Origin of the sequence: Natrialba aegyptia DSM 13077, assembly GCF_000337535.1 — an archaeon.
Lineage (GTDB): Archaea > Halobacteriota > Halobacteria > Halobacteriales > Natrialbaceae > Natrialba > Natrialba aegyptia.
Genome location: NZ_AOIP01000016.1, coordinates 145,983 through 172,734, shown reverse-complemented (window position 1 = coordinate 172,734; position 26,752 = coordinate 145,983). Strand labels below are relative to the sequence as shown.

21 protein-coding genes, 2 tRNA genes and 1 pseudogene are annotated in these 26,752 nt (G+C 62.2%); 13 read left to right on the top strand and 11 right to left on the bottom strand.

Annotation, left to right across the window (positions count from 1 at the left end; translation table 11 throughout):
* Positions 1 to 32: 32 nt before the first annotated feature.
* The 4 genes and pseudogenes from C480_RS07540 to C480_RS07525 form a co-directional block, all read right to left on the bottom strand.
* Positions 33 to 800: an ABC transporter permease gene (locus tag C480_RS07540; protein ID WP_006665021.1), complete on the bottom strand. Its 768-nt coding sequence runs from the start codon at positions 798 to 800 to the stop codon at positions 33 to 35.
* Positions 801 to 841: 41 nt separating this feature from the next.
* Positions 842 to 1,006: pseudogene (locus C480_RS07535) on the bottom strand (ABC transporter permease); the annotation flags it as partial.
* Between the two features lie 5 nt (positions 1,007 to 1,011).
* A complete protein-coding gene (locus C480_RS07530) occupies positions 1,012 to 2,091 on the bottom strand; it encodes an ABC transporter ATP-binding protein (protein WP_049903391.1) in 1,080 nt (359 codons plus the stop codon).
* An 80-nt stretch (positions 2,092 to 2,171) separates the two neighbouring features.
* Positions 2,172 to 3,434, bottom strand: coding sequence for a site-2 protease family protein (locus C480_RS07525; protein WP_006665018.1), 1,263 nt, complete (start codon positions 3,432 to 3,434; stop codon positions 2,172 to 2,174).
* A 232-nt stretch (positions 3,435 to 3,666) separates the two neighbouring features.
* Here C480_RS07525 and C480_RS07520 point away from each other — a divergent pair, with 232 nt between their 5' ends.
* Both C480_RS07520 and C480_RS07515 read left to right on the top strand, forming a co-directional pair.
* On the top strand, positions 3,667 to 4,197 hold the full coding sequence (locus tag C480_RS07520) for a 50S ribosomal protein L16 (RefSeq protein ID WP_006110598.1): 531 nt from the start codon (positions 3,667 to 3,669) through the stop codon (positions 4,195 to 4,197).
* Positions 4,198 to 4,450: 253 nt separating this feature from the next.
* Positions 4,451 to 5,326 carry an ATP-grasp domain-containing protein gene (locus tag C480_RS07515; protein ID WP_006665017.1) on the top strand — a complete coding sequence of 292 codons (876 nt, stop codon included), beginning with the start codon at positions 4,451 to 4,453 and terminating at the stop codon, positions 5,324 to 5,326.
* A gap of 163 nt (positions 5,327 to 5,489) precedes the next feature.
* Here the strand turns inward: C480_RS07515 and C480_RS07510 are convergent, their stop codons facing one another.
* From C480_RS07510 to C480_RS07500, 3 genes are all read right to left on the bottom strand, one after another.
* Complete coding sequence (locus tag C480_RS07510; protein WP_006110596.1) at positions 5,490 to 5,891, bottom strand: Hsp20/alpha crystallin family protein; 402 nt, start codon at positions 5,889 to 5,891, stop codon at positions 5,490 to 5,492.
* Between the two features lie 585 nt (positions 5,892 to 6,476).
* Entirely contained in the window at positions 6,477 to 7,490 is a 1,014-nt protein-coding gene (locus tag C480_RS07505; protein ID WP_006665016.1) for a type II glyceraldehyde-3-phosphate dehydrogenase, read from the bottom strand.
* A gap of 102 nt (positions 7,491 to 7,592) precedes the next feature.
* Entirely contained in the window at positions 7,593 to 8,897 is a 1,305-nt protein-coding gene (locus C480_RS07500) for an outer membrane protein assembly factor BamB family protein (protein WP_006665015.1), read from the bottom strand.
* Between the two features lie 193 nt (positions 8,898 to 9,090).
* Here C480_RS07500 and C480_RS07495 point away from each other — a divergent pair, with 193 nt between their 5' ends.
* The 6 genes from C480_RS07495 (at position 9,091) to C480_RS07470 (ending at position 14,795) form a co-directional block, all read left to right on the top strand.
* Positions 9,091 to 10,050, top strand: a complete 960-nt coding sequence (locus C480_RS07495; RefSeq protein ID WP_006665014.1) for an aminopeptidase — start codon at positions 9,091 to 9,093, stop codon at positions 10,048 to 10,050.
* A gap of 26 nt (positions 10,051 to 10,076) precedes the next feature.
* Entirely contained in the window at positions 10,077 to 11,078 is a 1,002-nt protein-coding gene (locus C480_RS07490) for a winged helix-turn-helix domain-containing protein (protein WP_006665013.1), read from the top strand.
* Positions 11,079 to 11,155: 77 nt separating this feature from the next.
* The gene (locus tag C480_RS07485) at positions 11,156 to 12,217 is read left to right on the top strand and encodes a M23 family metallopeptidase (RefSeq protein ID WP_006665012.1); all 1,062 of its coding nucleotides are present in this window, start codon (positions 11,156 to 11,158) and stop codon (positions 12,215 to 12,217) included.
* Between the two features lie 140 nt (positions 12,218 to 12,357).
* Entirely contained in the window at positions 12,358 to 13,011 is a 654-nt protein-coding gene (locus C480_RS07480; protein ID WP_006665011.1) for an HVO_0476 family zinc finger protein, read from the top strand.
* 204 nt (positions 13,012 to 13,215) lie between these two features.
* Positions 13,216 to 13,923 carry a protein-L-isoaspartate(D-aspartate) O-methyltransferase gene (locus C480_RS07475; RefSeq protein ID WP_006665010.1) on the top strand — a complete coding sequence of 236 codons (708 nt, stop codon included), beginning with the start codon at positions 13,216 to 13,218 and terminating at the stop codon, positions 13,921 to 13,923.
* 125 nt (positions 13,924 to 14,048) lie between these two features.
* Complete coding sequence (locus tag C480_RS07470; protein WP_049903443.1) at positions 14,049 to 14,795, top strand: protein-L-isoaspartate O-methyltransferase family protein; 747 nt, start codon at positions 14,049 to 14,051, stop codon at positions 14,793 to 14,795.
* Positions 14,796 to 15,016: 221 nt separating this feature from the next.
* Here the strand turns inward: C480_RS07470 and C480_RS07465 are convergent, their stop codons facing one another.
* The 4 genes from C480_RS07465 to C480_RS07450 form a co-directional block, all read right to left on the bottom strand.
* Positions 15,017 to 17,131: a bacterio-opsin activator domain-containing protein gene (locus C480_RS07465; protein ID WP_006665008.1), complete on the bottom strand. Its 2,115-nt coding sequence runs from the start codon at positions 17,129 to 17,131 to the stop codon at positions 15,017 to 15,019.
* Positions 17,132 to 17,260: 129 nt separating this feature from the next.
* Complete coding sequence (locus C480_RS07460; RefSeq protein WP_006665007.1) at positions 17,261 to 17,671, bottom strand: group I intron-associated PD-(D/E)XK endonuclease; 411 nt, start codon at positions 17,669 to 17,671, stop codon at positions 17,261 to 17,263.
* A gap of 381 nt (positions 17,672 to 18,052) precedes the next feature.
* Positions 18,053 to 18,125, bottom strand: a tRNA-Asp gene (locus C480_RS07455).
* Between the two features lie 475 nt (positions 18,126 to 18,600).
* Positions 18,601 to 18,673: transfer RNA gene (locus C480_RS07450), tRNA-Asp, on the bottom strand.
* A gap of 307 nt (positions 18,674 to 18,980) precedes the next feature.
* Between C480_RS07450 and C480_RS07445 the strand changes: the two genes are divergently transcribed.
* Genes C480_RS07445 through rpoA2 form a run of 5 tightly spaced genes read left to right on the top strand, consistent with a single transcriptional unit; the run spans position 18,981 to position 26,749 of the window.
* Positions 18,981 to 19,208, top strand: a complete 228-nt coding sequence (locus C480_RS07445) for a DNA-directed RNA polymerase subunit H (RefSeq protein WP_006110585.1) — start codon at positions 18,981 to 18,983, stop codon at positions 19,206 to 19,208.
* Entirely contained in the window at positions 19,209 to 20,789 is a 1,581-nt protein-coding gene (locus tag C480_RS07440; protein ID WP_006665006.1) for a DNA-directed RNA polymerase subunit B'', read from the top strand. It begins immediately after the preceding gene.
* A 6-nt stretch (positions 20,790 to 20,795) separates the two neighbouring features.
* Positions 20,796 to 22,625, top strand: coding sequence for a DNA-directed RNA polymerase subunit B (gene rpoB, locus C480_RS07435; protein ID WP_006665005.1), 1,830 nt, complete (start codon positions 20,796 to 20,798; stop codon positions 22,623 to 22,625).
* 4 nt (positions 22,626 to 22,629) lie between these two features.
* The gene (locus C480_RS07430) at positions 22,630 to 25,557 is read left to right on the top strand and encodes a DNA-directed RNA polymerase subunit A' (RefSeq protein WP_006665004.1); all 2,928 of its coding nucleotides are present in this window, start codon (positions 22,630 to 22,632) and stop codon (positions 25,555 to 25,557) included.
* Complete coding sequence (rpoA2, locus tag C480_RS07425) at positions 25,550 to 26,749, top strand: DNA-directed RNA polymerase subunit A'' (RefSeq protein ID WP_006665003.1); 1,200 nt, start codon at positions 25,550 to 25,552, stop codon at positions 26,747 to 26,749. The genes C480_RS07430 and rpoA2 overlap by 8 nt, the downstream gene beginning before the upstream one ends.
* Positions 26,750 to 26,752: the final 3 nt, after the last annotated feature.

Here is a 26,752-nt window from a genome sequence, read left to right as displayed (position 1 = left end):
CCCGACGCCGTATGGTGATTCACCACGGCACATCAGTCGGAAATTCCATATCCCCGCTTGAACAGTAGAAGATCGATAAAAAGGACAATTACAGCTGCTGCAGAAAGCACGAATAGAGATCTGTTCGGATTTATCTCTGTAACACCGATCATTCCGTATCGGACACCGTTGACCATGTAGACCATCGGGTTGAGCAGCGACGCTGTGTGGGCTATCCCCTCCAGTTGATCTAACGAATAGAAGACTCCACCGAAAAACACCAACGGCCGGAGAAGGAATTGATTCATGACCGTTAGGTGATCGAAGTCTTCCGCCCAGAGACCACCGATTATGCCAAGGCCGGCGAATAGGGTGGTCGTCACGACACCAAAACTAAGGAGGTAAAACGGATGTGCAAAGGGAATTGTCGTGAAGATGAATCCCACCGCAACGATCAAAGTGCCAATAATAATGCCACGAAGCGCACTTGATATTACATATCCGCCTATCGTTTGCGTATGCGATAGCGGCGACGTGATGACTTCGTGAATGTATTCGTTCCACCTCCCGTGGAAAATGCTGAATGAAGCGTTCTCGAAGGCATTCGACATAGCTCCAAGCACCACTAATCCTGGCAAAACGAATTGGATGTAGGTCACATCTCCTATGGATCCAATTCGACTTCCCAGGATTACGCCGAATACCGAAAAGTACAGAACGTTCGTTATCAGCGGTGGGAGGAACGTGTTGTACGGACGTCTGACGAACCGGAGTACCTCTCGTTGGATCAACGTCTTTAGTTGTGTGTTGGCAATGCTCATTGTATATCTCCGTTACGTATATCTTGAGTATTCTGTCTTGGGACGAACTCGTTCCACCGCCCGTGGAAGATCGAGAACGAGGCGTTCGAAATCACCCCGAGGACGACGAGCCTCGGGATGAGAAAGAGGATGTAGCCGATGCCGTCGACTGGCTCTTCGATGCGCCCGCCGAGAATCACCCGGAAGACCGCGCGAAAACCGACCGAGAGCATTAGACAATCCCCTCCTGTTCCCGCTCGGAGTCGGGTTCTCGGTCGGCCACCGCTTCCTGCGTTCCACCTGTCCGGCCATCGTTGCGTTCGGATTTCGGCCCATCGGCAGTACCGGTAGCTGCACTCGGTGCATCCGATCGGGTCACCGAGCGGTCATCCTGTCTCGTCATGTCGACGAAAATCTCCTCGAGCGACGTACGCGAAATCTCGAGATCGGCGATCTCGTAGCCCATCGTCTCGAGTTCACTGAGCAGTTGCGGGGCGGTCGAGCCGCCGTCGTCGACGCGGACTTCGAGGTGGTCGCCGGTGACGGTCGCGTCGTGGGCGTACGCGCCGAGTTCGGTCGCGATGCTGGCTGCGGTGTCCGGCGGCGACTCGAGGCGCACGTCGACGGTGTCGGTGCCGCGCTGTTTGAGTTCGTCCGGCGTGGCGACCGTGACCTTGTGGCCCTCGTTCATGATCGCGACGCGGTCGCAGAGGCGTTCGGCCTCCTCGATGTAGTGGGTCGTCAGGAGGATCGTCGTGCCCTCGTCGTTGAGTTCGGTGACGAGGTCCCAGAGGTCGTGGCGCAACTGCACGTCGACCCCGGCCGTCGGCTCGTCCAGGATGAGGAGATCGGGATCGGTGACGAGCGCCCGCGCGAGCAGGAGTCGTCGTTTCATCCCGCCCGAGAGCCAGTCGAATCGCTCGTTGCGCTTGTCGTAGATGCCGACGCGCTTGAGTACCTCGTCGGCCCGTTCGGCGGCCTCGTCCTCGGAAATCCCGTGGTAGCCGGCCTTGTGCATCAGCACCTCCTTGATGGGGAAGAACCGATCCACGTTGAACTCCTGTGGCGCGAGGCCGATGGCGTCGCGTGCCTGGCGGTAGTCGTCCTCGACGTCGTAGCCGAAGACCCGCGCCTCGCCGCCGGATTTGCGGACGAGGCCGACCAGCGTATTGATGAACGTCGTTTTGCCGGCCCCGTTGGGGCCGAGCAGGCCGAAGAACTCGCCCGACTCGACGGTGAGCGAGAGTTCGTTCAGCGCTCGGAGATCACCGTAATCCTTCACGAGATCGACAGTATCGATGGCCGGTGGCATCGACACATCGTCGGCCACGGCTGCGGTTAAGAATGTTGGTCTCGGCACGGGAGACGGGGTTTTAGCGGGAGAACGGGGTGTCAGTCCGCGCGCTGTGTCTGTGAGAGTCCGACGGCACCGCTCTTCTGGACGATATCGAAGGCGGTCATGACGTCGGACCGCGAGATCAGGCCGACGAGATCGTCGCCTTCCTGTGGCTCTCTCAGTTCCGTGGCGGGCTCCGTAGAGCCATCGGTGCCGAGGGGCTGGGTTTGGGTTTGTGTCGGCGACTGTCGTTCGACGACGAGGAGACGTCCGATATTGTGCTCTCGCATCCGTTCGATCGCGGTCATCGCGTCCGAGTCGGCCGAGATGGTCTGGAGATCCGTCGTCATAATCTCCTCGACCGTGTAGGCGTCGCGCTCGACGGGTTTGATCTCGCGGGCGTCCGAGAGCGTCACGAGGCCGACCAGCCGTCCATTATCGAATCCGCTCGTGTCGATGACCGGATAGCCCGTGTGCCGTTCGCTGAACATCCGCTGCACCAACTCTGCGACCGATGTCTCGGGTGATACGGTGTGAAGATTGCCTGCAGGGGTCATGATGTCGGCGACGGTCACGTCCTGGAAGGCGGCTTTCATCGTCACCTGCTGGGCCTCGCTCGAGGCCGCGATGTAGATGAAGAAGGCGATCCCGATGAGGATGATATTGAACTGAAGCAGACCGAACAGCCCCATCAGAACCGCGAGGAACTTCCCGATGCTCGCGGCCTGCTGGGTCGCTTGCGCGTACGGTCTCGACCGGGCGAGAAACGCCCGCAACACGCGTCCGCCGTCCATCGGGAACGCCGGCAACATGTTGAACGCGGCGAGGGCGATATTCAGGATTGCAAGATACGCAAGAACGAAACGCGCGCCGTCGAATCCGACCGGCGTCACGGTAAAGAGCACAAAGGAGCCGACGCCGACGAGAACCGAGACGATCGGCCCGGCGATCGAGATTGCGAACTCCTGTCGCCAGTCCTCGGGCATCTCGGTAAACGATGCAACCCCGCCGAACAGCCAGAGCGTAATCGAGTCGATCGGAAATCCGTACCGCCGGGCCGTCAGCGAGTGCCCGAGTTCGTGTAACACGACGCCGACGAACAACCCGAGCGCCGCCGCAAGGCCGAAGAGCCACGGATTCACCCCGGACGTGATGTACCCGATGTCGATTCCCGCACCGAGAGTCGTGTTCAGGATGTCCGAGACATCACTGATCTGGGACCCGATGAGGTACGCAAACAGCGGGAGCACCAGCAAGAACGTGATATCCAGTTTGATCGGGATTCCGAAGAGAGAGCCGATCCGGAAACTCCTCAACATGCCTTGTGTTACCCGCGGCGGAACCATAAAGACGCCGCCGAGTTCCACCGACTGTGGCGGTTCATGTCGCGGCGTACGATCCGCGACTCACACTGTGGCCGGCCCGATCGAGCAATCGTTTCGAACCCCGATGGATCGGTCCATCGGACGACGTGCCGATACTGAACTCGAGCGCGTGCTTCGAAGGCTTTATCCGGACGGTAGGCCTGCGTTTTCGTAAGTAACCACAACCATGTCCGACAAACCCGCCTCCATGTACCGGGAAATCAGCAAGCCAGCCTACACGCGACGCGAGTACATCACTGGCATTCCCGGCTCGAAGATTGCACAGCACAAGATGGGCGACCTGCAGGCAGACGCCGAGGATTACCCCATCCAGATTAGCCTCATCACGGAAGAGGAGGTCCAGCTCCGCCACGGTAGTCTCGAGGCTTCCCGGCTCTCGGCGAACCGCCACATGCTGAAAAACGCCGGCGAGGGCAACTACAAGATGATCCTGCGCAAGTTCCCCCACCACGTCATCCGGGAGAACAAGCAGGCAACTGGCGCGGGTGCAGACCGTGTTTCCGACGGGATGCGCCAGGCGTTCGGGAAGATCGTCGGCACCGCCGCCCGGATCGATCAGGGCGAGCGCATCTTCACGATCTGGTGTGATGTCGACGACGCCGAGTTCGCCAAGGATGCACTCCGTCGTGCGTACAACAAAATTTCGCCGCCGTGTCGCGTCGTCGTCGAGAAGGGCGAAGAGCAGCTGATCGCGTAATTCGGAGTTTTGCTCTGCGGACGCGGCTTCGCCGCGCCCTCGGCAAAATTCGAGTAAAAGCACTTCTCCTTCCGTTCTTTCGCTCCAGGGAGCCGTACGTCCACATCGGTCGTCGGCCCGCTCGTTGGCTCGGCTCGCTCGCGATTGGGAACGGTGTGATTCCTCCTTCCTCCGAGTCGCACTCCCGGCCACAGAGTTCATTCAGGTCGCAGTCTCGAGCAGCTTTTTATCGCTTCCATCCTGACTCCCGAGCATGATCGATCTCGCGGTCGCCAACGACCAGGAGACGTTCCAGCGGATGCGCGACCCGCTCGCCGAGCGCGGCGTTCGCGCCCACCACGTCCCCGTAAGCGAACGCGTCGTCCCGCTCGGGGACCCGCCGTGGTCGCCCGACGAGTTCAGCGCTGGCTTCGTCTATCCGGGACGGATGATGGAGGGTGGCGTCGCCGACGCGCTGCTCGACGTGGCGTGGCTCAACGACCGCGACGCCGTGCTCACCTCGCGGAACAAGGCCGACGTGCTCGCCCGGCTCGACCGGGCCGGGCTCCCGGTCCTGCGGACGGAGTACGTCTCGAACGACGTGTCCGAGTCCGAACTGACGGCCGTCTTCGATCGGTTCGAGCCGCCCGTCGTGGTCAAACCGAACTCGACGACGCGGGGCGTCGGCGTCGCGAAGGCTCACGACCTGGATTCGTTTCTCGGTATCTGCGACTACCTCTCGCTGGTCCACGACTACCGGGCGACCGACGACCGCTCGTTTCTCGTCCAGGAGTTCCTCCCTGGGGCGACTGATTACCGGGTGATGGTTCTCGAGGGCGAGTACGCGGGCGCGGTCGAGCGACGGCTGCCCGACGACGCGGTTTCGTCGGGGCAGTGGAAACACAACGTCCACCGGGGGGCGGAGGCCACCGGCGTCGACCTGCCGGAGCCGTGGCGTGAACTCGCCGAGTCGGTTGCGCGGACGCTCGAGATTCCGTTCGTGGGGGTCGATTTACTCGTCACGGGTGAGGCGGTCGTCGTCAACGAAACGAACGCGCGGCCGACGATCGACGAGGAGACGAAGTACGAGCCGGACTTTTACGATCGGCTTGCGGTTGCGATTCGTTCGCGGGCGCGAGCAGGCGACTGACGTGTTCTCGACAAGCGCGTCTTTCCGTGTGCTGCTCTCGCGCTCTCTTGTTCTCTTGCTACCGCTCAGAGATGTCGATACTCGATGAACGCTGAACGATGAACGCTGAAGGACGAGGGGGACGGCGGGGCGGCTGAAACGTCCGTCTGACCGCGAGTGATACTTACTCGAGACTGATTCCCGAGGACTGCTCTGCGGGATCGAAGACGACCTCGAGAACGCCGTTGTTGTAGGTTGCGGAGGCCGTGTGTTCGTTGACGCGCTGGGGGAGGGTGATGCGTTCGTCGTACTGACGGTGGTCGCTGCCGGCGGAGATGGTCAGCGTCTTGCCGTCGCACTCGAGGTCGATGTTTTCCTTTTCGACGCCGGGGAGGTCGGCGACGACGCGGAGTTCGTCGTCCGTCTCGTGGATGTCGACGTGGGTGTCCATGCCGAAGCCGCTGTCGATATCCCGAGAGGTGTTGAAGTTGACGTTCGCATCGCTGTTGTTCATCATCTCGTTCATCATCCGCTCGATCTCACGAAAGAGGTCGTCGAAGGGCTCGTCGCGGTCGTCTCTTCGCATAGGAACTGGTAGTGGCCGGTGCGGGAAAAACTTTCTGTCGGAACTAGTTGTTTCGGATACGTAATTGCAAACCCAGTATCGGCCATAATCCTACGCATGATTCTCTGAACTCATTTCACACCCCATAGCTGATCTGAGTGTTAGGACGACTCTCTCTCTCAAATGCCTATTTGAATCGTATCTATACTGGGAGGGTGTGTTTGGAATGCTATTGAGGCAGAATGACTCATACGGCCACAATTACTGTGGTACTGGTAGAGAAAACTATAAACATACTCAGTTTTGATCCTCTCTATGGACGTTGAAGAGACAATCTTGTCTATTATCGCATTCACACTTGCATTTAATACTCTAGGAACTAGCAATATTTATTCTGAATTACTATTTCTCTTTCTCTCTATCGGATTATTCTTTCTCATAATACTTGGGATCGTGTCGTCATCTTTGGATTATTTTCAAAACAGGAGTTAACGAATCGGTTACCGGTGGATATCAACACTCTCTCTAAGCCATAGAACGCTATCTGGAATAGACTGTCCGACAGTAGAATTGTACCAAGAGAAATCGCAAAACCAAGAGAGAACGTTACAGTCCGATTCCGAGTGCCTCGTTGGTCGTCTGGATGCTTTCCTCGGCGTCGGCGCTGCCGGTGACCGCCCGGATCGCGTCGACGTTCTCGGGGACCACGTCGCTTTCCTGGTGGATTCCCTGGAAGAGATACAGGTCGCGGCCGACGGTCGAGATGGACTCCTCCCAGACGGCGTTCTCCCAGATGTCGCCGCGCGGACGGCCCGCATCGAGGGCGTACTCCTTGAGCTTGCCGCTGCCGTCGATCGACATGTGCTTCGGAATCAGGAACAGGCGCGACTCGTCGGCGAACAGGTCGCGAACCTCGGCGGCGTCGACCGCCTCCTCGAGCGTGACGTTGAGGCTGTGCATGTGCATCAGCGTTGCCGGCACCTTCATTCCGAGCGTGTCGATGTCCAGGTCGTCGAAGATCGTCTCCACGTCGGGGCCGTGGTGGGACGGAATCGTCACCGGGTCCGGAAGGATGTCGTTGATCGGACCGCGGGAGGTCTGGCCGGGGTCGCCGCCGCGCCGGACGAGCGTCGCGCGGACTTTCTCGACACCGAACGCTTCGCGAAGCGGCGCGATGGCGCGCGAGAGGCCGGTCGTATTACAGGAGACGACCCGGACGTGGTCGGCGTCGACGGCGTCCCCGAAATTCGAGCGCGCGTTGAAACTGGTGTCGACGAGTGCAGCGTCCTCGCCGCCCTGATAGAGCGCGGGCGTGTCGTACTCTTCGTACAGTGATTTGTTCTCGGCACCGATGCCGGAGGGGGTGGCGTCGACGACGATGTCCGCGGCGTCGACGAGTTCGGCGACGGGCCCGGCGATGTCGAGGCCGGCGGCCGCGAACTGGTCTTCGCGTTCCTCGATGGCGGCGTAGAGGGGGAATCCCTTGTCGATGGCCGTTTCGGCCTCGAAGTTCGGCCGCGTCTTGGCGACGCCGAGGACTTCCATATCGGGCTGGGCCCGGACGGCGTCTGCGACGCGTTTGCCGATGGTTCCGTAGCCGTTGATCGCGACCTTGATCATTGTCTGTATCCGGCAGTCCACTACCGAGTCGGATAACCGTTTCGAGGCTTCTCGAGGGATTTTTACTCGGTTGAGAGTTTCCAGACGGGTTCGATCGGGGGCTCAAAAGCGGAGTCCGTACACGGCGTCGCGAGTGCCGACGTACGCGAGTTCGCCGACGGCGTGACTCCAGATGTCGGCGATCGGCACCGCCGAGTGATTTTCGCCGCCGAAGGCGTACCGGTGGATCGCGTCGGCGGTCACGACGTACACCGAGCCGTCGGCGGTCGAAATCGAACGGGGCTCCGTTTCGGTTTTCGCTTCGGGCTTCGTTGACTCCTTCACGTCGCCGAGTGCGGTCGACCACCGTTCGTCGCCGTCGAGCGCCAGCGCGCGCAGGGTTGCGGGATCGGAGTCGGAGTCCGCGTCGGAAGCGATGTAGATGCGCTCGTCGCCGTCGGTTTCCGCTCCTGCAGCGATGCGGATCGTCCGATCGGTGTCAGCACCGGCGTCGGGTTCGTCACTCCAGCGTTCCGTTCCGTCCGCGGCGTCTATCGCGAAAAGGTCGTCTCCGCGAACGACGAAGACGGTTCCCCGGACGACGGCGCGGAGTCGCTTCACCGAGTCGAGTTCGATCGTCCAGCGTTCGGTGCCGTCGACCGAAATCGCTCCCACGCAGTCCCGTGTCGTGAAGTAGACGGTATCCGTGACCGTGAGCGACGAGAGCCGATTCTCGGCGTCGTAGCGCCACCGTTCGTCGCCGTTCGCGAGGTCGAACGCGTAGAGGGTCTCGTCGTCGGTGACGTACGCGACGCCGTCCGCGACGGTTTCGACCGTCGGACTCGTTGGTGCGGGCTCGCCCGCGTCCTCGCCCTCAACCGAGACGGTCCACCGTTCGTCGCCGCTGTCGCGGTCGAATCCGCGGACGGCCCCGTCGTCGCTGCCGACGACCAGCAGTCCGTCGGCGAGACGCGGCCGGTGATAGACGCTTCCCGTTTCGCCCGTCCAGCGTTCGGTACCGTCGTCGTCGAGCGCGTACACTGACCCCGAGCCGCTACCGATCGCGTCGTCGCCGTAGCCGGTGTAGACGAACTCGTCGACGACGGGTGCCGTGTACGAACTGTACCCGCCCGTTCGTCCGAAGCGCCACTCGGGCTCGCCGGTCGCGGCATCGAGAGCGAGGACGCCGCCGGTGCCGTCCACGAAATCCTCTTGTCCGTAGAGAATGCCGTCTCGCACCGTCTCGACGCTGCCGCCGGTATCGTACCTCCAGGCGATCTCGTCGTAGTCGTCGTCTTTGTCGATCCCGTCGTCGCCTTTCGGCGAACCGTCTGCCGACGCGTCGAGACACCCTGCAACGGCGACGGTACCGACCGCCCCGGCCGCGCCGACGGCACGGAGGACACCTCGGCGAGTGAACTCGTCCATACGGTGATCGTCGCGAGTCGTTCCTATAACTATCTGCCAAGGTGAAATGGTCGTTGTAGCGGTTCCAAGAGGGACGTTCGGCGTCGGCGACGGCGTCGTCGCACCGGCGGCCGTAGCCGATCGGCTATCGAGTTCACCAGCGTGGAACCGCCGGAGGGGAAGACATATTCGCCCGCCGTGCCCACGCTGAGGTATGTCCGCTTCTGACACCGATCTTCGCGGCCCGGCCGAAACGGCCGTCGAACAGTGTCTGGCGCTCGAGCCGGACGAATCCTGCGCGATCATTACCGACGACAAGCGCGAACCGATCGGCGAGACCCTCTACGAGGTGGCGAGCGAGATCACGGACGACGCGGTGATCGTCCGCTACCCGCCGGGAGAGACCCACGGCGGCGAACCGCCCGCGCCGGTCGCGGCCGCGATGGCCGGCGCGGACGTCGTCCTCGCCCCGACGACCAAGAGCCTGAGCCACACCCGCGCTCGAACCGAGGCCAACGAGGCCGGCGCGCGCGTCGCGACCCTGCCCGGCATCACCGAGGAGGTCTTCACCACCGGTCTCGACGCCGACTACGAACTGATCGCCGACCACTGCGCCGACGTTCGCGAACAGGTCGACGGCGCGGACGAAATCCGCGTCACCGCGCCCGCAGGAACCGACATCACGTTCGGCATCGGCGACCGCGAGTTCCGCTCGGACACCGGCATCGTCCACGAGGCCGGCGTCATGTCGAACCTCCCCGCGGGCGAGGTGTTCGTCAGCCCCGAGACCGCGACCGGCACGTTCGTCGTCGACGGGACGATGATGCCCCACGGCCTGCTCGATGACGGACAGACCCTTTCCTTCGAGGTCGAGGACGGCTTCGTCACGGACATTTCGGACGACGACATCCGCGAAACCGTCGAGAACGCGGCTGACGAGGTCGGCGACGCCGCTCGCAACCTCGCGGAACTCGGTATCGGAACCAACGTCGCCGTCACCGAACTCGTCGGCTCGGTCCTGTTAGACGAGAAGGCCGGCGGTACGGTCCACATCGCCGTCGGCGACGACGCGGGTATCGGCGGCGACGTGGAAGCGCCGATCCACCTCGACGGCATCATCCGTGAGCCGACGGTGTACGCCGACGGGAAAGAACTCGACCTACCGGGACAGTAACCGGCTTCGCTCGTACACCGGTCGCCATGGACGATACGCCAACTGATTCCGACGCCGGAATGGACGCGGACGGAAAGACAGATACGGGCACGGATCCGGACCCGGACGAGTTCACCGCGGAAAACGCAGACGCGGACGACGCCGCTCCCGCGCGCGTCGATCCCGCGGACGCCTTCGCCGCGCTCGGGAATTCGATTCGCGTCGATATCCTCCGGGCGTTTCTCGAGCACCAGCAGGCGGCGGCCACTCCGGTCGTCCAGTTTTCGACGCTCAGGCGAGCCGTCGGCCTCCGCGACTCCGGCCAGTTTCGCTACCACCTCGAGCAACTCCGGGGGGCGTTCGTCGAGAAGTGCGACGGTGGCTACCGGCTCACGTACGCGGGCTCAGCGGTGCTCACTGCGATCGTCGCCGGAACCTACACCGACACCGACGCACTCGGACCGACGCCGGTCGACAGCGCGTGTACGTTCTGCGGGGCGGCCGTCTCCGCAACCTACCGAGACGGGATCCTCACCGTCTCCTGCGAGAACGAACATCCGCTTTTCGTCTGGGCGCTGCCGCCGAACGCAGCGGCGGGCGCGTCGATCGAAGACCTGATCGAACTCGCGACGACGCTCGCCTTCCAGTCGTACGAACTGGTCGTCAACGGGACGTGTTCGGAGTGCTATTCGTCGATTTCACCCGAGTTCGAGTCGGCTGACGACAGCAGCGGCGACGACACAGCGGGCCAGTCCGTCCGTTTTACCGCCGCCTGCGACGCCTGCGGCGCTGCCTGGTCCGTTCCGGTCGGATTCGCGCTCCTCACCCACCCCGAAATCGAACGGCTGTACCACCGCCAGGATCGCCCCCTGCGGACGCAGTACTGGTGGGAACTCGACCCCGTCACGTCCGCCGTCGAACTCGAGTTCGAGTCGAGCGGGACGGACCCGAACCGCGTTCGGTTGTCGGTCGACATCGGCGATACGACCGTTCGGGCGACCCTCGACGAGACGGGTTCGGTCGCTGAACTCGAGTTCACGACTGACTGAGTCGCGAAAGATATTGGAATGGTTATAGAAACGTTCTTCGCCAAACGTTGATCCCGACTCGGTCTGTGTGGAGCAGTATGGCAATACGACATCCGGTCGATTCGGATGCAGGGGCTGATCCGGGCCGGCTGAGGGCGATCACGCGTCGCCTTCCCGACCCGATAACCGTCTCGCTGCTCGGATTTCTGTCGATCCCCGGCTACGTGTTCGACTCGCTCGAGGAGCTCAAACTGTTCGCGCTCTTCTTTCTGGCGGCCTTCTGGCCGATTCTTCAGTTGATCCCCGGACTACTCACGGGTGCGGGTTCGGATTCGGACGGCGACCGGACTGATCCGGCACCGAGAGACTGGCTCGAGACGGACGACCGAGGAACCTCCATTCGGATGATCGTCGCAATGCTCCTGATTCAGTTCCAGCCCGTGCTGTTAGTCACCGGGATCGGACAGATGGCCGGCCAGTTGCCGGTCCTTGCGCGCTACCGGGGGAGCCTGCCGTCGCCTGCGGACCACGAGAGCGAGGTTGACTACCGGCTGCCGTTCGAGGGGACCTGGACGGTCATCAACGGGAGTCCGGACCGCGAGTACTCCCACTCCTGGGGGCTGTACGCCCAGCGGTACGCCTACGATTTCGTGATCGCCGACGAGGACGGGCGAACGACCGCGGGCGACCGCGGCCCGCCCGACGAGTTCTACTGTTTCGGGGAGCCGATCCTCGCTCCCGCCGACGGGACCGTCGTCAGCGTGCGAACCGACCACCGCGATTACCACCGGACCGACGGCTGGCTGGACCCGCTCCAGCGGAGCATCCTGGGGAACAACGTGATCATCGAACACGCGGGCGGCGAGTTCAGCGTGCTCGCCCACCTCCAGCGCGGCAGCGTCGCGGTCGAACCGGGAGAGCGCGTCGACCGGGGCCAGCGAATCGCCCGCTGCGGGCACTCGGGGAACTCGACGGAACCGCACCTCCACTTTCACGTGCAGGATCGCCCGAATTTCTTCCTCGGGGCCGGGCTCCCGGTGCAGTTCGACAACGTCAGGACGGCGCATCCGGACACGGAGTCGCGTTCGCACGAGCGCGGATACGTCCACGCTGGCCAGCGGGTGACGCCTCTCGGCGACGAAAACGAACCGGCCGAGTGACGACTGACAACGACCGACTGACTGACGACTGGCGACGACTGCCCGCCCGAGACAGTGGGCGAGAACGCCCGCCGCTATCGAGTACTCGGACCGATTCGCGGTCCAATCGCCTTTTAGGCACGTAGCGTATACGACGTGCTATGAACGATATTCCGGAGCGGATTCCGACGGCGTGCCCGTCGTGCTCGCCGGACCTCGAGACGGTGCACGAGGTCCTCACCGAGGGCGGCGGCACCCTCACCGTCCGTTGTAGCGAGTGCAGCCACGTCCACAAGGTCCAGCCCGAACGAGAGCGGGAGGTCACGCTCGACGTCATCGTCTCCCAGGACGGCGAGTCCTTCTCGGCGAACGTCACCACCCCCGAAGACGAACCCGTCGAAGTCGGCGACGAGTTCATCCTCGAAACGGAGGCCGTCCTCTCGACGGTCCGCGTCACGAGCATCGAACTCGAGGGGCACAAACGTGTCGAGGAGGCTCCTGCGGACGAAATACAGACCGTCTGGACGCGCGAGGTCGACAACGTCTCGGTCAGCGTGACGATCCACCCGCAGGACGGCTCGCGGGACGACAGCCGAAGCATTACGGTCCACGTCCCTGGCGACTACGAGTTCGAGGTCGGCGAGATCGAGGAGTTCGGCGACGACGAGTTCGAGATCGACGCGTTCGTCGTCCGCGATACGGTTCAGGGGTACGACCGCGACCGATACGAGATAGAAGGCGATACGGTGCCCGCAAAGGACACGAAGCGGGTCTACGCGTACGATCAGACGACGAGTGCGTGGTCCGCCTGGTAGCCCAGAAGACGGTGGCGCGATTGTCGCCGGCTCCATCGGTTTCGTTCGGTTCCGTTCGACTCCGTTCGGTTCCGTTCGACTCCATCGGATCTATTCGGGGCCGTTCGATGACGAACCGCACAAAACGCGTTGAGACACCTGATTCCGCACACGGCCAGCACGTGCGCCCGTCATTCTCTTGCTCGCGAGCGACGACACACAACCATGGCCCCGTTCGATCGCTTCGGCCGTAACGGCCGCAACGACCCCAACGACCCCGACGACTACGAGACCGCCCGCAAGCGCCTGGTTCGAACCGTCGCCCGCCGTATCGACGACCAGCGCGTGCTCGACGCCCTCGAGTCGGTCCCGCGTCACGAGTTCGTCCCCGAGAATCGACGCGAAAGCGCCTACGCCGATCGGCCCCTACCCATCGGCGACGGCCAGACGATCAGCGCCCCGCACATGGTCGCGATCATGGCCGCGCGGCTCGATCCCGACCCGGGCGACGACGTGCTCGAAATCGGCACCGGCTGTGGCTACCACGCCGCCGTCACCGCCGAACTCGCCGGCGCGGCCAACGTTTACAGCGTCGAGTTCAGCGCTGAACTCGCCGAATCGGCCCGGGAAACGCTCGCGGAGATCGGCTACGGTGACGTGTCCGTTCGCGTCGGCGACGGTCGCGAGGGATGGGCCGAACACGCCCCCTACGACGGGGTCTATTTCACCTGTGCGACGGCGTCGATACCCGACCCCGTGATCGAGCAACTCCAGCCCGAGGGAGCGATCCTCGCGCCGATCGGGACCGGCCGGCAGACGCTCGTCGAGGCGACGAAACGCGCGACTGAATCCGGAGAATCCGGAGAACCCGGAACCGAGGCACTCGATCGAACCGAACACGGGGCGGTTCGATTCGTCCAGATGCGCGGCTGATCGTTCGGTGACGGTGCTCTTTATGGATGGACGAGGCGAGTACCTCGGGGTCGTCCGAGACGGCGTCCGCGAACCGACCGCAGCGCAAGCGCGCCATTCATACTCGCTCGTCGGATACGTCGACTATGGACCCCGCGGTACTGCGAGAGGACATGGTCGACGGACTCGAGTCCCCGGCCAAGGACGTCCTCCAGAACGAGGCCGTCGCCGTCGCCATGCGGGACGTGCCCCGCCACGAGTTCGTCGACGACGATCGCACGGCCTACGCCGATCGCGAGCACGAAGTCCTCGGGACGCGCGTGCTCGCGCCGAGCACCGTCGCTCGGCTCTTCGACGCACTCGCGCCAACCGCCGACGACTCCGTCCTCGTCATCGGTGCCGGTGTGGGTTACACCGCCGCCCTCGCGGCTGAACTCGTCGGCGAGACGAACGTCCACGCCGTCGACATCGCACGGCCGCTCGTGATCGAAGCCCGCCAGAACCTCGCGGATGCGGGCTACGACGGCGTGCTCGTCGACTGCCGGGACGGCGCGGATGGGCTTCCCGAGTACGCCCCGTTCGATCGCATTCTGCTCGAAGCCGCCGTCGTTTCGCCGCCGCGTGCCCTGGTGGAGCAACTGGCTGCGGACGGCCGACTGGTCGTTCCACAGGGAACCCAGCAACAGCGACTCGTCGCCGTCTCGGCCGACGGGTCGCGCTCCGAGCGAGGCCCGGTTTCGTTCGATCCACTCCTCGTCGACGGTGAGCAACTCGGCGCTATCGAACGAAATCGGACGGCTCGTGAGGACCGCGAACACGCCCGTCGACGCGCCGAGTCCAGACGGGGCTGGGAACAGGACTGGATCGAGTGGGATCGCGCGGTCGATCACTGACGACTGACGCCCCTGTCTTTGCTGGGAGGAACGATCGGCACAGCACTGGCTCACCGGTGTCGTTATAGTATCGCTACGTTACGGTGTGCGGAATTACGGAAAGTGGGGGTGGGGGATTAGGGGGTGGCGACAGCCTTCGCAGATCGCCACTTACGGATACGATTGGCTGGTGGTTAAGTATAGTTTCTAGCTATGTAGGTAGTCACTCATAGATATACTAATTATTTAGATGACCGACCAAGTGCCAGCGTGACGAGCTTTCGCTCCGCGGCCCGAAGGTGGTACTGATACGTCGGCGAGGACACGTCGAGCACCCCTGCAAGGTCCTCGCCGGTACTCTCCCGGGGCCACTCGAAAAAGCCGCTGTAGTGGGCCGCCTGTAACGCCTCGTACTGCTTGTCGGTCAACTCCTCTTCGAGATGCGTATCCAGTTGCTGGGCCGACCGCGCACTCGCCGTCTCGCGGCGCGCTTCGAGTTCGGTGTCCGGGTAGCGTTCGCTGATCGCCTCGAACAGCGTGCGTGCTTCGACCTGCTTTGGCACCTCCAGGACGAGCGTCGAGGTCCCCGCCTCGGCGACCGCAGTCCGAACCGTCACGTCGTACGTTCGTAACACGTCGATTAGCGGCGTCGTCGATCCCGTCACCTCGAAGAGCGTCTCGTCGTCGCCGTCCGAGACGACCGAACAGGTCTCGATTACTGCCCATTCGTCCGCAACCGGGCTGAGATCCACCGACGACGGCGCGCTCACGAAACAGACGAACTCGTCGTTCGGTCGGTCGATCACGCCCGCGACGGTAAGCGGTTCGTCGATACGGGTCGTCAGCCGATTGAAAAGCAACCGGGGGTCTCGACACTCGAGTTCGAGTTCGAGCCGACTGTCCGTAAGCATCGCTCGCGTTCGTTCGACCGAATGAATCGCGTGGCCGATGGTCTCGCCGAGTTCAGCAAGTACCTCGCGCTCGGCGTCGCCGATCTCGTCGCCGCCGCCGATGTGGACCAGGAGTGCGCCGAACTCGCGTTCGCCGTCCGTGAGCGGCACGGCGAGGACGCGCCGGAAGCCGTAGGTCAGCGCCTCTGCTCGGCGTTGCTCCCACGATTCAGCCTCGAGTACATCCCGTACGACACAGGGCTGTTCCGTTTCGAGTGTCTGCTGAATCAGCGTCACCTCCGGGGCATGGTTGTCCGCATCTCGAATGCGATCCATGTACGCCGCATCGACGCCGGTCCAGGCCGTCGGCACCGGTGGATCATCGCTTGCGATCCAGGCGAACCGGTAGCGGTCGGTGTCGGCAAGCCGTTCACAGACGGTCGATTCGATCCCGCTGCGTGTCGAGGCCTGTGCGACCCCGTGGTTGATCTCTCGGATGATCTCGTTGATGTGGTTGAGCCGCGTCAACTCCTCGTTCTGGCGGGTCAACGTCCGGTCGTGCTCGCGGAGCAACTGTTCGCGTTCCGCCCGATCGAGCGCTGCTTCGGTATTCGCCGCCAGTATCTCGACGACTTCGGCCGTCGTCTCGTCGAACGATTCCGCGTCCGTCCCCGCAACTAACGCTCCGTGAGAGCCGAGCGGAACGACGATTTCGCTTCGTTGAACCAGCTCGGTCTTCAAAATCCCACCCGACCGCGTACACGCCTCGTACCGGGTTGTCGTCCCCGCCGAGAACGCTTCCCAGACGAGGTCGTCTTCGCGCGGGGCTTCGATCTCGGAATCGACAACCCCGCAGGTCTCCTCAGCCGTCGCCGAGGCGACGTGTTCGAGCACCCGCGCCGTCGACTCGAACGCGTACGCCGCAGCAGCGACCACACCTCCCATCTCCGCCGCCGTCTCGACCGCTGTCTCGTAAATTTCCGTCTTCGTTTCGGCCCGCATCAGCTCCCGCGTCGTCTCGTGGAGCGTCGTCACCGTCCGCTCGTATCGGCGCTCGCTCTCGCGCAACTCCGTCTCCGCCCGATACTGGGCGACCGCGTTCGTAATCTGATTCGCGAGCAACGTATACTGCTCCTGCCCCGTCCCCTTCTGCAAATACTGGGTCACTCCCGCGTCGATCGCCTCGCTCGCAACCGCCTCCGACCCCCGTCCCGTAAAGAGCACAAACGGAATCTCGGGGTCGTCCTCTCGAACGCGTTCGAGCAACTCCAGTCCCGTCAAATCCGGCATCTCGTAATCGCTGACGATACAGTCGACATCGCGCTGCTCGATGAACTCGAGCGCCTCCTCCCCGCTCGTTGCTGCCTCGACGACGAGTTCGGATCGTTCGCGTTCGAGCATCTCTCCGGCGAGGTCGGCGAATCCTGGCTCGTTGTCGACGACGAGGACGGTGATCGACTGTGACATTGTCTTAAAGAGAGGGGAATTCTAGCTAGTATTATTGGACACTATCGAAACAAGTACTAAATAGATACTGTTTGTGACGCAGTAGCGGACGTTCGCTCGTTGTTCCGTCTGCAGACTACTCCCTGCTTCTCATATCTCGCCCGTAAATACGTACTCTTCTGCCCAATTTATCGATGGATGATCGATTTCAGACTCGAATCGAAGTTCCATTTTCTGTTCAGTGGCATCGGTTGCATCGATCCAATAAAACGTGCCGTTTTCGGGGTAGTAGACGAAGAACGCGTCGATTTCACCTTGGTATATGTCCTCGTGATATGTCCCATTACGTGTCGTTTGAGTGTGTGTATTAAACCGGAACGTGTTCTTTTTGTTTTCCCATCCGGTTTTACACTGAATGCGATAGATCTCGCCCTCGTTATCAACGAGTAAGTCATATTTATCGTTGTCTCCGAACGGGATCGAGACGCTGTACCCACACGAAAGTAGTGTTGCTATTGCTTTGGCTTCTGTCTCGTCTCCAATGTCCTTTGAGTTCCGCATAGCGTAGTTGGCTCTCAATCCGATAAAAATGATCGCAGCGTCGCTGTCCGAGCACAGCGGTTCTCTACCACTTCGACCGCTAACCTGCGGCCGAGCCCAATTTATCCGCGACCTCCTGAACTCGCTGATTCAAATCCATCGAGTGGTCCACTTCTAGACAAAGAGAAATACTACCGCATTGCTCGTCGAACTTGTTCGCGAAAGAAGACGCCCGAGGCGGGATTTGAACCCGACAGAGACGTTCCGGGCTGCGGTCTCACTCTGTTCGACCGGTCCGGGCGTGCGACTCTTTGTTTTCAAATCCCGATTCTGTCGCTCTTCGATTCAGTGTGTTCGCGACACGGCTATACCGGTCGCTTACGAAGTTGAAATCGAAGAGAACGCCCGAGGCGGGATTTGAACCCGCGTCACAACCGTGACAGGGTTGTATGATGGGCCACTACACCACCCGGGCTTGCAACTCTTGGTTTCCCGGTGAGAGTATTAAGGGTTTTGTTCTGCACTCACCATCATGTGCTTATTCGGACAGCTATGAACTCGCCGCTGGGACAGCCTATCTCGCACCCGTAACCGTGGTTGCTATCAATAACACCCAGTAGATCGGGAAAGTGTTCTGGAATCCGAAACGAGTTCACGCGACTCAACTGTCACGGATTGTTTCCAATTCGTCCGGATAACGGCGTGACTCACCGCGTAGATCATCAACCGGTATTGAACCTAGACGCGTCGCTTACCAAACTTGTGCTCGGAAGAAGACGCCCGAGGCGGGATTTGAACCTGACAGAGACGTTCCGGGCTGCGGTCTCACTCTGTTCGACCGGTCCGGGCGTGCGACTCTTTGTTTTCAAATCCTGATTCTGTCGCTCCTCGATTCAGTGTGTTCGCGACACGGATACACCGGTCGCTCACGAAGTTGAAATCGAAGAAGACGCCCGAGGCGGGATTTGAACCCGCGTCACAACCGTGACAGGGTTGTATGATAGGCCACTACACCACCCGGGCTTGCAACTCTTGGTTTCCCGGTGAGAGTATTAAGGGTTTCCAATTGAACGCGCCGTGGTACGGGAAATCGGGACACAACTGCCCGTGACTTTCGCATTATTGTGTGGGTCCTTCACATGACCCACAAGGAATTTAACTGAGAATCGGCTATTCACGAGTGTGATCGGTTACTCCGGTCAGGTCCGCCCGGTCGAACAGCGACGCTTCTGAGTCGAGTTAGAAACCGTTAAATGCTTGCCGCCGCTACGTGGCTGTAGTATCTCGTGACAGCCGCTTCTCTCCCAATAGCGCACACGCACATCAATACATGGTAGACGTAAGCCAACACGAACTCGTGCCGGACCACTCCATCCTCGAGGAGGAGACGCTCGAGGAGGTCCTTTCCGAGTACGACATCGACCGCACAGATCTGCCGAAAATCAAACGGACCGATCCCGCGATCCCGGACGAGGCGGAGCTCGGCGACGTCATCAAAATCGTCCGCGACTCACGTACAACCGATCAGGCAGTCGTATACCGACTTGTGGTGGAATAAATGGCAATGGAACTCAACCGCGAGAAACGACGGGACATCTCACGCGAATACTTCTCGAGGGAACGGCTCGCAGAACATCACTACCGTTCGTTCAACTCTTTCCTCAACCGGGGGATGCAGGAGGTCGTCGACGAGAAGGAAACCATCGATACGGACATCGGCGACAAGGAAGGCGAAGAACCGGTCCACGTCGAACTCGGTGACGTGCGTGTCGTCACGCCCCGCGTTCGGGAGGCCGACGGCTCCGAAGAACTCCTCTACCCACAGGAGGCCCGCCTCCGAAACATCACCTACTCCGCACCGGTCTTCATGGAGATGTCGATCGTCAAGGGCGAGGAAGGCGACCAGCGAGTCGTCGACTCCACGGAGACGAAGATCGGCCGGATGCCGATCATGGTCGGCTCCGATAAGTGTAACATCGCCGGCTTCTCGGACGAGGAACTGATCGAGATCGGCGAAGATCCGGCGGACCCCGGCGGATACTTCATCGTCAACGGCTCCGAGCGCGTGCTGATGACCAGCGAGGACCTCGCGCCGAACAAGATCCTCGCCGAATACGACACCAAGTACGGCGACGAGATCCAGGTCGCAAAGACCTTCTCCCAGCGCCGTGGCTACCGCGCGCTCGTCCTCTGTGAACGAACTCGTGACGGCCTGCTCGAGGTGAGCTTCCCCTCCGTCTCCGGCTCTATCAACTTCGTGACGCTCGTGCGTGCCCTCGGCCTCGAATCGGACGAAGAGATCGTCCACAAGGTCTCGAACGACCCCGAGGTCGTCAAGTACATGCTCGAAAATCTGGAGGAGGCGGACGTCCAGACCGAGGAGGGTGCCATCGAAGAACTCGGAAAACGCGTCGCCTCCGGCCAGGGCAAGAACTACCAGCTCAAACGAGCGAACTACGTTATCGACCGCTATCTCCTGCCGCATCTCCACGAGGACGGCGTCGAGGAAGAAGACGTCCGAATCAACAAAGCCCACTACCTCTGTCGGATGGCCGAGGCCTGCTTCGAGCTCGCGCTCAACCGTCGTGAGGCGGACGACAAGGACCACTACGCCAACAAGCGGCTGAAGGTCTCCGGCGACCTGATGAAAGACCTGTTCCGGACGGCGCTGAACAAGCTCGCACGCGACGTGAAGTACCAGCTCGAGCGCGCCAACATGCGAAACCGGAACCTGTCGGTCTCCACGGTCGTCCGCTCGGACGTGCTCACCGAACGCCTGGAGCACCCGATCGCGACGGGGAACTGGGTCGGCGGCCGCTCCGGCGTCTCCCAACTGGTGGATAGAACTGATTTCATGGGGGTTCTCTCACACCTTCGCCGCCTGCGCAGCCCGCTCTCGCGCAGTCAGCCACACTTCGAAGCGCGAGACCTCCACGCGACCCAGTGGGGTCGCATCTGTCCCTCCGAGACGCCGGAGGGACCGAACTGTGGACTGGTCAAGAACTTCGCGCAGGCGATGGAACTCTCCCAGAACATCGAGGACGAGCAAGCGCTCAAACGCGAACTCGCCTCGATGGGGGTCGAAGGGATTCCCGGTCTCGAAGGCATCGAACGAACGACATCACCGGCAGACGACTAATCAATCATGAGCAGCCAACAACGAGACGCCAAGGTCTACGTCAACGGGTCGCTGGTGGGAACGCACCCGAACCCGCACGAGCTTGCAGCACAGATCCGCGAAGCACGACGAATCGGCGACGTTAGCGAGATGGTCAACGTCTCGGTCAAAGAACGCACCCGCGAAGTGATCGTCAACGCCGATGCGGGCCGCGCTCGCCGCCCGCTGCTCGTCGTCGAAGACGGCGAACCGCGAATCTCCGATCAGGAGATCCAAGCCCTCCAGAACGACGAACTCGAGTTCGAGGATCTCGTCGATCACGGCTACATCGAGTTCATCGACGCCGAGGAGGAGGAGGACATCTACGTCGCCGTCGACGAGGACGATCTAAACGAGGATCACACCCACCTCGAAATCGACCCGCAGCTCATCTTCGGGATCGGTGCGGGGATGATTCCGTATCCGGAACACAACGCGTCGCCGCGGATTACGATGGGGGCGGGGATGGTCAAGCAGTCGCTGGGGCTGCCCTCGGCCAACTACCGAATTCGGCCGGACACGCGCCAGCACCTGCTGCACTACCCGCAGCTCTCGATGGTCAAGACCCAGACGACCGAGCAGATCGGCTTCGACGACCGGCCCGCGGCCCAGAACTTCGTCGTCGCCGTGATGAGCTACGAGGGATTCAACATCGAGGACGCGCTCGTCATGAACAAGGCCTCGGTCGAGCGCGCGCTCGCCCGCTCGCACTTCTTCCGGACCTACGAGGGCGAGGAACGACGGTATCCGGGCGGTCAGGAGGACCGCTTCGAGGTCCCTTCCCAGGACGTCCGCGGCGCACGCGGTGAGGACGCCTACGCGCACTTGGACGAAGACGGCCTCGTCAACCCCGAGACGGACGTCGACGAAAACAGCGTCCTGCTCGGCAAGACGAGTCCGCCGCGATTCTTAGAGGAGCCGGACGACATGGGCGGCCTCTCGCCACAGAAACGACGCGAGACCTCCGTTACCATGCGCTCGGGCGAGTCGGGTGTCGTCGACACCGTCACGCTGATGGAAGGCGAGGACGGCTCGAAACTCTCGAAGGTTTCCGTGCGCGACGAGCGCATTCCTGAACTCGGGGACAAGTTCGCATCCCGCCACGGACAGAAGGGCGTCGTCGGCCACCTCGCACCCCAGGAGGACATGCCCTTCACCGAGAACGGCGTCGTGCCGGACCTCATCGTCAACCCGCACGCGCTGCCGTCGCGGATGACGGTCGGGCACATCCTCGAGATGATCGGCGGCAAGCTCGGCGCGATGGAAGGACGGCGCGTCGACGGGACGCCCTTCCTCGGCGAGGACGAGTCCGAACTCCGCGACGGGCTGGAGGATGCCGGATTTAACTCCGCCGGGAAGGAGACGATGTACTCCGGCGTGACGGGCGAAAAAATCGAGGCCGAGATCTTCGTCGGGATCATCTTCTACCAGAAGCTCTACCACATGGTCTCGAACAAACTGCACGCCCGTTCGCGCGGGCCGGTGCAGGTGTTGACCCGCCAGCCGACCGAAGGGCGGGCCCGCGAGGGCGGCCTCCGTATCGGGGAGATGGAACGCGACGTCTTCATCGGTCACGGTGCCGCGATGACGCTCAAGGAACGGCTCTTAGACGAGTCCGACCGCGAGTTCATCAACGTCTGCGGGCAGTGTGGGATGAGCGCGGTCGAGAACGTCGAGCAACGGCGCGTCTACTGTCCGAACTGTGGCGAGGAGACGGATATCCACGAAATCGAGATGAGTTACGCGTTCAAGCTCCTGTTGGACGAAATGAAGGCGCTGGGAATCGCACCGCGACTGGAACTGGCAGACGCTGTCTAAAACAATGCGAAACAGTACACCAAAAGATATCGGATCGATCAACTTCGGGCTGATGGAGCCCGAGGAGTACCGGGAGATGAGCGCGACGAAGATCATCACCGCCGACACCTACGACGACGACGGTTTCCCCATCGACATGGGGCTGATGGACCCGCGGCTCGGCGTGATCGACCCCGGTCTGGAGTGCAAGACCTGCGGGAAGCACTCGGGGTCGTGTAACGGCCACTTCGGCCACATCGAACTCGCCGCGCCGGTCATCCACGTCGGCTTTACGAAGCTCATCCGCCGGCTCCTGCGTGGCACCTGTCGCGAGTGTTCGCGCCTGTTGCTGACCGAAGACGAACGCGGCGAGTTCCGCGACCAGATCGACGAATCGCGAAAGCTCGGTCGGGACCTAAACGACGTGACGAAGGCCGCGATTCGGCAGGCCCGAAAGAAGGATCGCTGTCCGTTCTGCGGCGAGATCCAGTACGACATCGACCACGAGAAGCCGACCACCTACTACGAGGTCCAGCAGGTCCTCACCAGCGAGTACTCCCAGCGAATCGCCGGCGCGATGCAGGGCGACGAGGAGGAAGGCATCGAGCGAACCTCGCCGGACGAACTCGCCGAGGAGACCGATATTGAACTCTCGCGGATCAACGAGATTCTCTCGGGGTCGTTCCGCCCGCGCGAGAGTCAGCGTAAAGCGATCGAGAAGGCGCTGGATATCGACCTCACGGAAGAGGACACGAACAAGCTGATGCCGAGCGACATCCGGGACTGGTTCGAGGCCATTCCGGACGAGGACATCGAAGTGCTCGGCATCGACGCCGAACGCTCGCGCCCGGAGTGGATGATCCTTACCGTCCTCCCCGTCCCGCCGGTGACGGCGCGACCGTCGATCACGCTCGACAACGGCCAGCGCAGCGAGGACGACCTCACGCACAAACTGGTCGACATCATCCGGATCAACCAGCGGTTTATGGAGAATCGTGAGGCGGGAGCGCCACAGCTGATTATCGAGGACCTCTGGGAACTGCTGCAGTACCACGTCACCACCTTCATGGACAATGAGATTTCGGGAACGCCGCCGGCCCGCCACCGCTCGGGTCGGCCGCTCAAGACCCTCTCGCAGCGCCTGAAGGGGAAGGAGGGTCGATTCCGCGGCTCGCTGTCCGGGAAGCGTGTGAACTTCTCCGCACGGACCGTCATCTCGCCGGACCCGACCCTGAGCCTGAACGAGGTCGGCGTTCCGGATCGGGTCGCAAAGGAGATGACCCAGACGATGAACGTCACGGAGCGAAACCTGGCGGAGGCTCGTCGCTACGTCTCCAACGGGCCCGAGGCCCACCCCGGCGCGAACTACGTCCGCCGACCCGACGGTCGCCGACTGAAGGTCACCGAGAAGAATTGCGAGCAACTCGCGGAGAAGGTCCAGGCCGGCTGGGAGGTCAACCGTCACATGGTCGACGGCGACATCGTCATCTTCAACCGCCAGCCGTCGCTCCACCGGATGTCGATCATGGCCCACGAGGTCGTGGTCATGCCGTACAAGACGTTCCGGCTGAACACCGTCGTCTGCCCGCCGTACAACGCCGACTTCGACGGCGACGAGATGAACATGCACGCGCTGCAAAACGAGGAGGCCCGCGCCGAGGCCCGCGTGCTCATGCGAGTTCAGGAGCAGATTCTCTCGCCGCGCTTCGGCGAGAACATCATCGGTGCCATTCAGGACCACATCAGTGGGATGTACCTCCTGACCCACGACAATCCGCGGTTCAACGAGACGCAGGCGCTCGACCTGCTGCGTGCGACCCGGATCGACGAACTGCCCGAACCGAGCGGCATCGACGACGCCGGCGAGCCGTTCTGGACCGGCTACGACGTCTTCTCCGAACTCCTGCCGGACGACCTGAACCTCGAGTTCACCGGCACGGTCGGCGACGAGGTCGTCATCGAGGACGGCCAGCTGATCGAGGGAACGGTCGCCGAGGACGAGGTCGGCGAGTTCGGCGGCGAGATCGTCGACACTATTACGAAGGTCTACGGCAACACGCGCTCGCGGATCTTCATCAACGAGGTCTCGACGCTGGCGATGCGTGCGATCATGCACTTCGGGTTCTCGATCGGCATCGACGACGAGACGATCCCGGAGGCGGCACAGGAGCGCATCGACGAGACGATCGAGGACGCAAACGATCGCGTCGAGGAACTCATCGAGGCCTACGAGCGCGGCGAACTCGAGTCGCTGCCGGGCCGGACGCTCGATGAAACCCTCGAGATGAAGATCATGCAGACGCTCTCGCGTGCCCGCGACAACGCCGGGAACATCGCCGACGAGCACTTCGAAGACGAGAATCCGGCGGTCGTCATGGCGAACTCCGGCGCGCGTGGGTCGATGCTCAACCTGACCCAGATGGCCGGTGCCGTCGGCCAGCAGGCGGTTCGCGGCGAGCGGATCAACCGGGGGTACGAGGATCGTACCCTCAGCCACTATCAGCCGAACGACCTCTCCGCGGAGGCACACGGTTTCGTCGAGAACTCCTACACCAGCGGTCTGACGCCGCGAGAGTTCTTCTTCCACGCGATGGGCGGTCGCGAGGGGCTTGTCGACACGGCAGTCCGAACCTCGAAGTCGGGCTATCTGCAGCGGCGGCTGATCAACGCGCTCTCCGAACTCGAAGCGCAGTACGACGGCACGGTTCGGGACACGAGCGATACGATCGTCCAGTTCGAGTTCGGCGAGGACGGCACCTCGCCGGTCAAGGTTTCCTCGGGCGATGATAACGATATCGAGGTCGCCCAGATCGCGGATCGCGTCCTGGACTCGGAGTTCGCCTCCGAGGCCGAGAAAGAGGAGTTCCTCGGCACGAAGCGCCAGCCGACGAACCTCTCCGAGCACGCGGATACTCGCTTTGCCGAGGAAACGGAGGTGCCCTCGGATGACTGAGGTCGACTACGCCGTCGACGACGACATGATCGCCGTCGTCGAGGATGCCGACCTTCCGCGGCGACTCAAGGACGAAGTCTACGAAACCCTGGAGGACCGCGGCGACGCGACCGTCGAAGACGCGGACGAACTCGCGAAGGCGGTCGAGGCACGCTACATCGACACCCGCGTCGAACCGCTCGAACCCGTCGGAACCGTCTCCGCACAGTCGATCGGGGAGCCGGGGACGCAGCTAACGATGAACACGTTCCACTACGCGGGGGTCGCAGAGATCGACGTGACCCAGGGGCTACCGCGACTGATCGAACTCGTCGACGCCCGGAAGACGCCGGATACACCGATGATGACGGTGTATCTCGAGGACGAATATGCGACCGAGCGCGAGAAGGCCCACGAAGTCGTCTGGAATATCGAGGCGACGAAGATCCTCGCGCTGGGTGACGTGTCGACGAACGTTGCCGACATGCGCGTGCAGATTTCGCTCAACGAGGAGACGCTCGAAGAGCGCCTGATCACGCCCGACGAGGTGGCTGAAATCATCGAGGACAACCTCGGCGTGAAGGCGATTCAGAACGACACCGAGATCGAGTTCGGTCCGGAGGAGCCGTCCTACCGCGACTTGCTCCAACTCGTCGAGGAACTACGAGATATCACGTTCAAGGGGATCGAGGAGGTCTCCCGCGTTGTCATCCGCCGCGAGGAACTGGACGACGGCGACGAGCAATTCGTCCTCTACACCGAGGGATCTGCCTTCGGCGACGCACTCGAGATCGAAGGCGTCGACGCCTCGCGGACGACGTGTAACAACATCCACGAGATCCACCGCAACCTCGGTATCGAGGCCGCTCGCGAGGCCATCATCGAGGAGACGAACAACACGCTCGCAGAGCAGGGCCTCGACGACGTGAACGTTCGTCACCTGATGCTCGTCGCGGACATCATGACCAATCGCGGCGAGATCGAGTCGATCGGTCGTCACGGCATCTCTGGATCGAAAGACTCCGTCCTCGCACGGGCGGCGTTCGAGGTGACGGTTAATCACTTGCTGAACGCAGCGATCCACGGCGAGATCGATGAACTCGACGGTGTCGCGGAGAACGTCATCGTCGGCAAACCGATCAAACTCGGGACCGGCGACGTCGATCTGCGGATGGGATCGATCAATCCCGGACCCGGCGGCCAAGCAGACTGATCG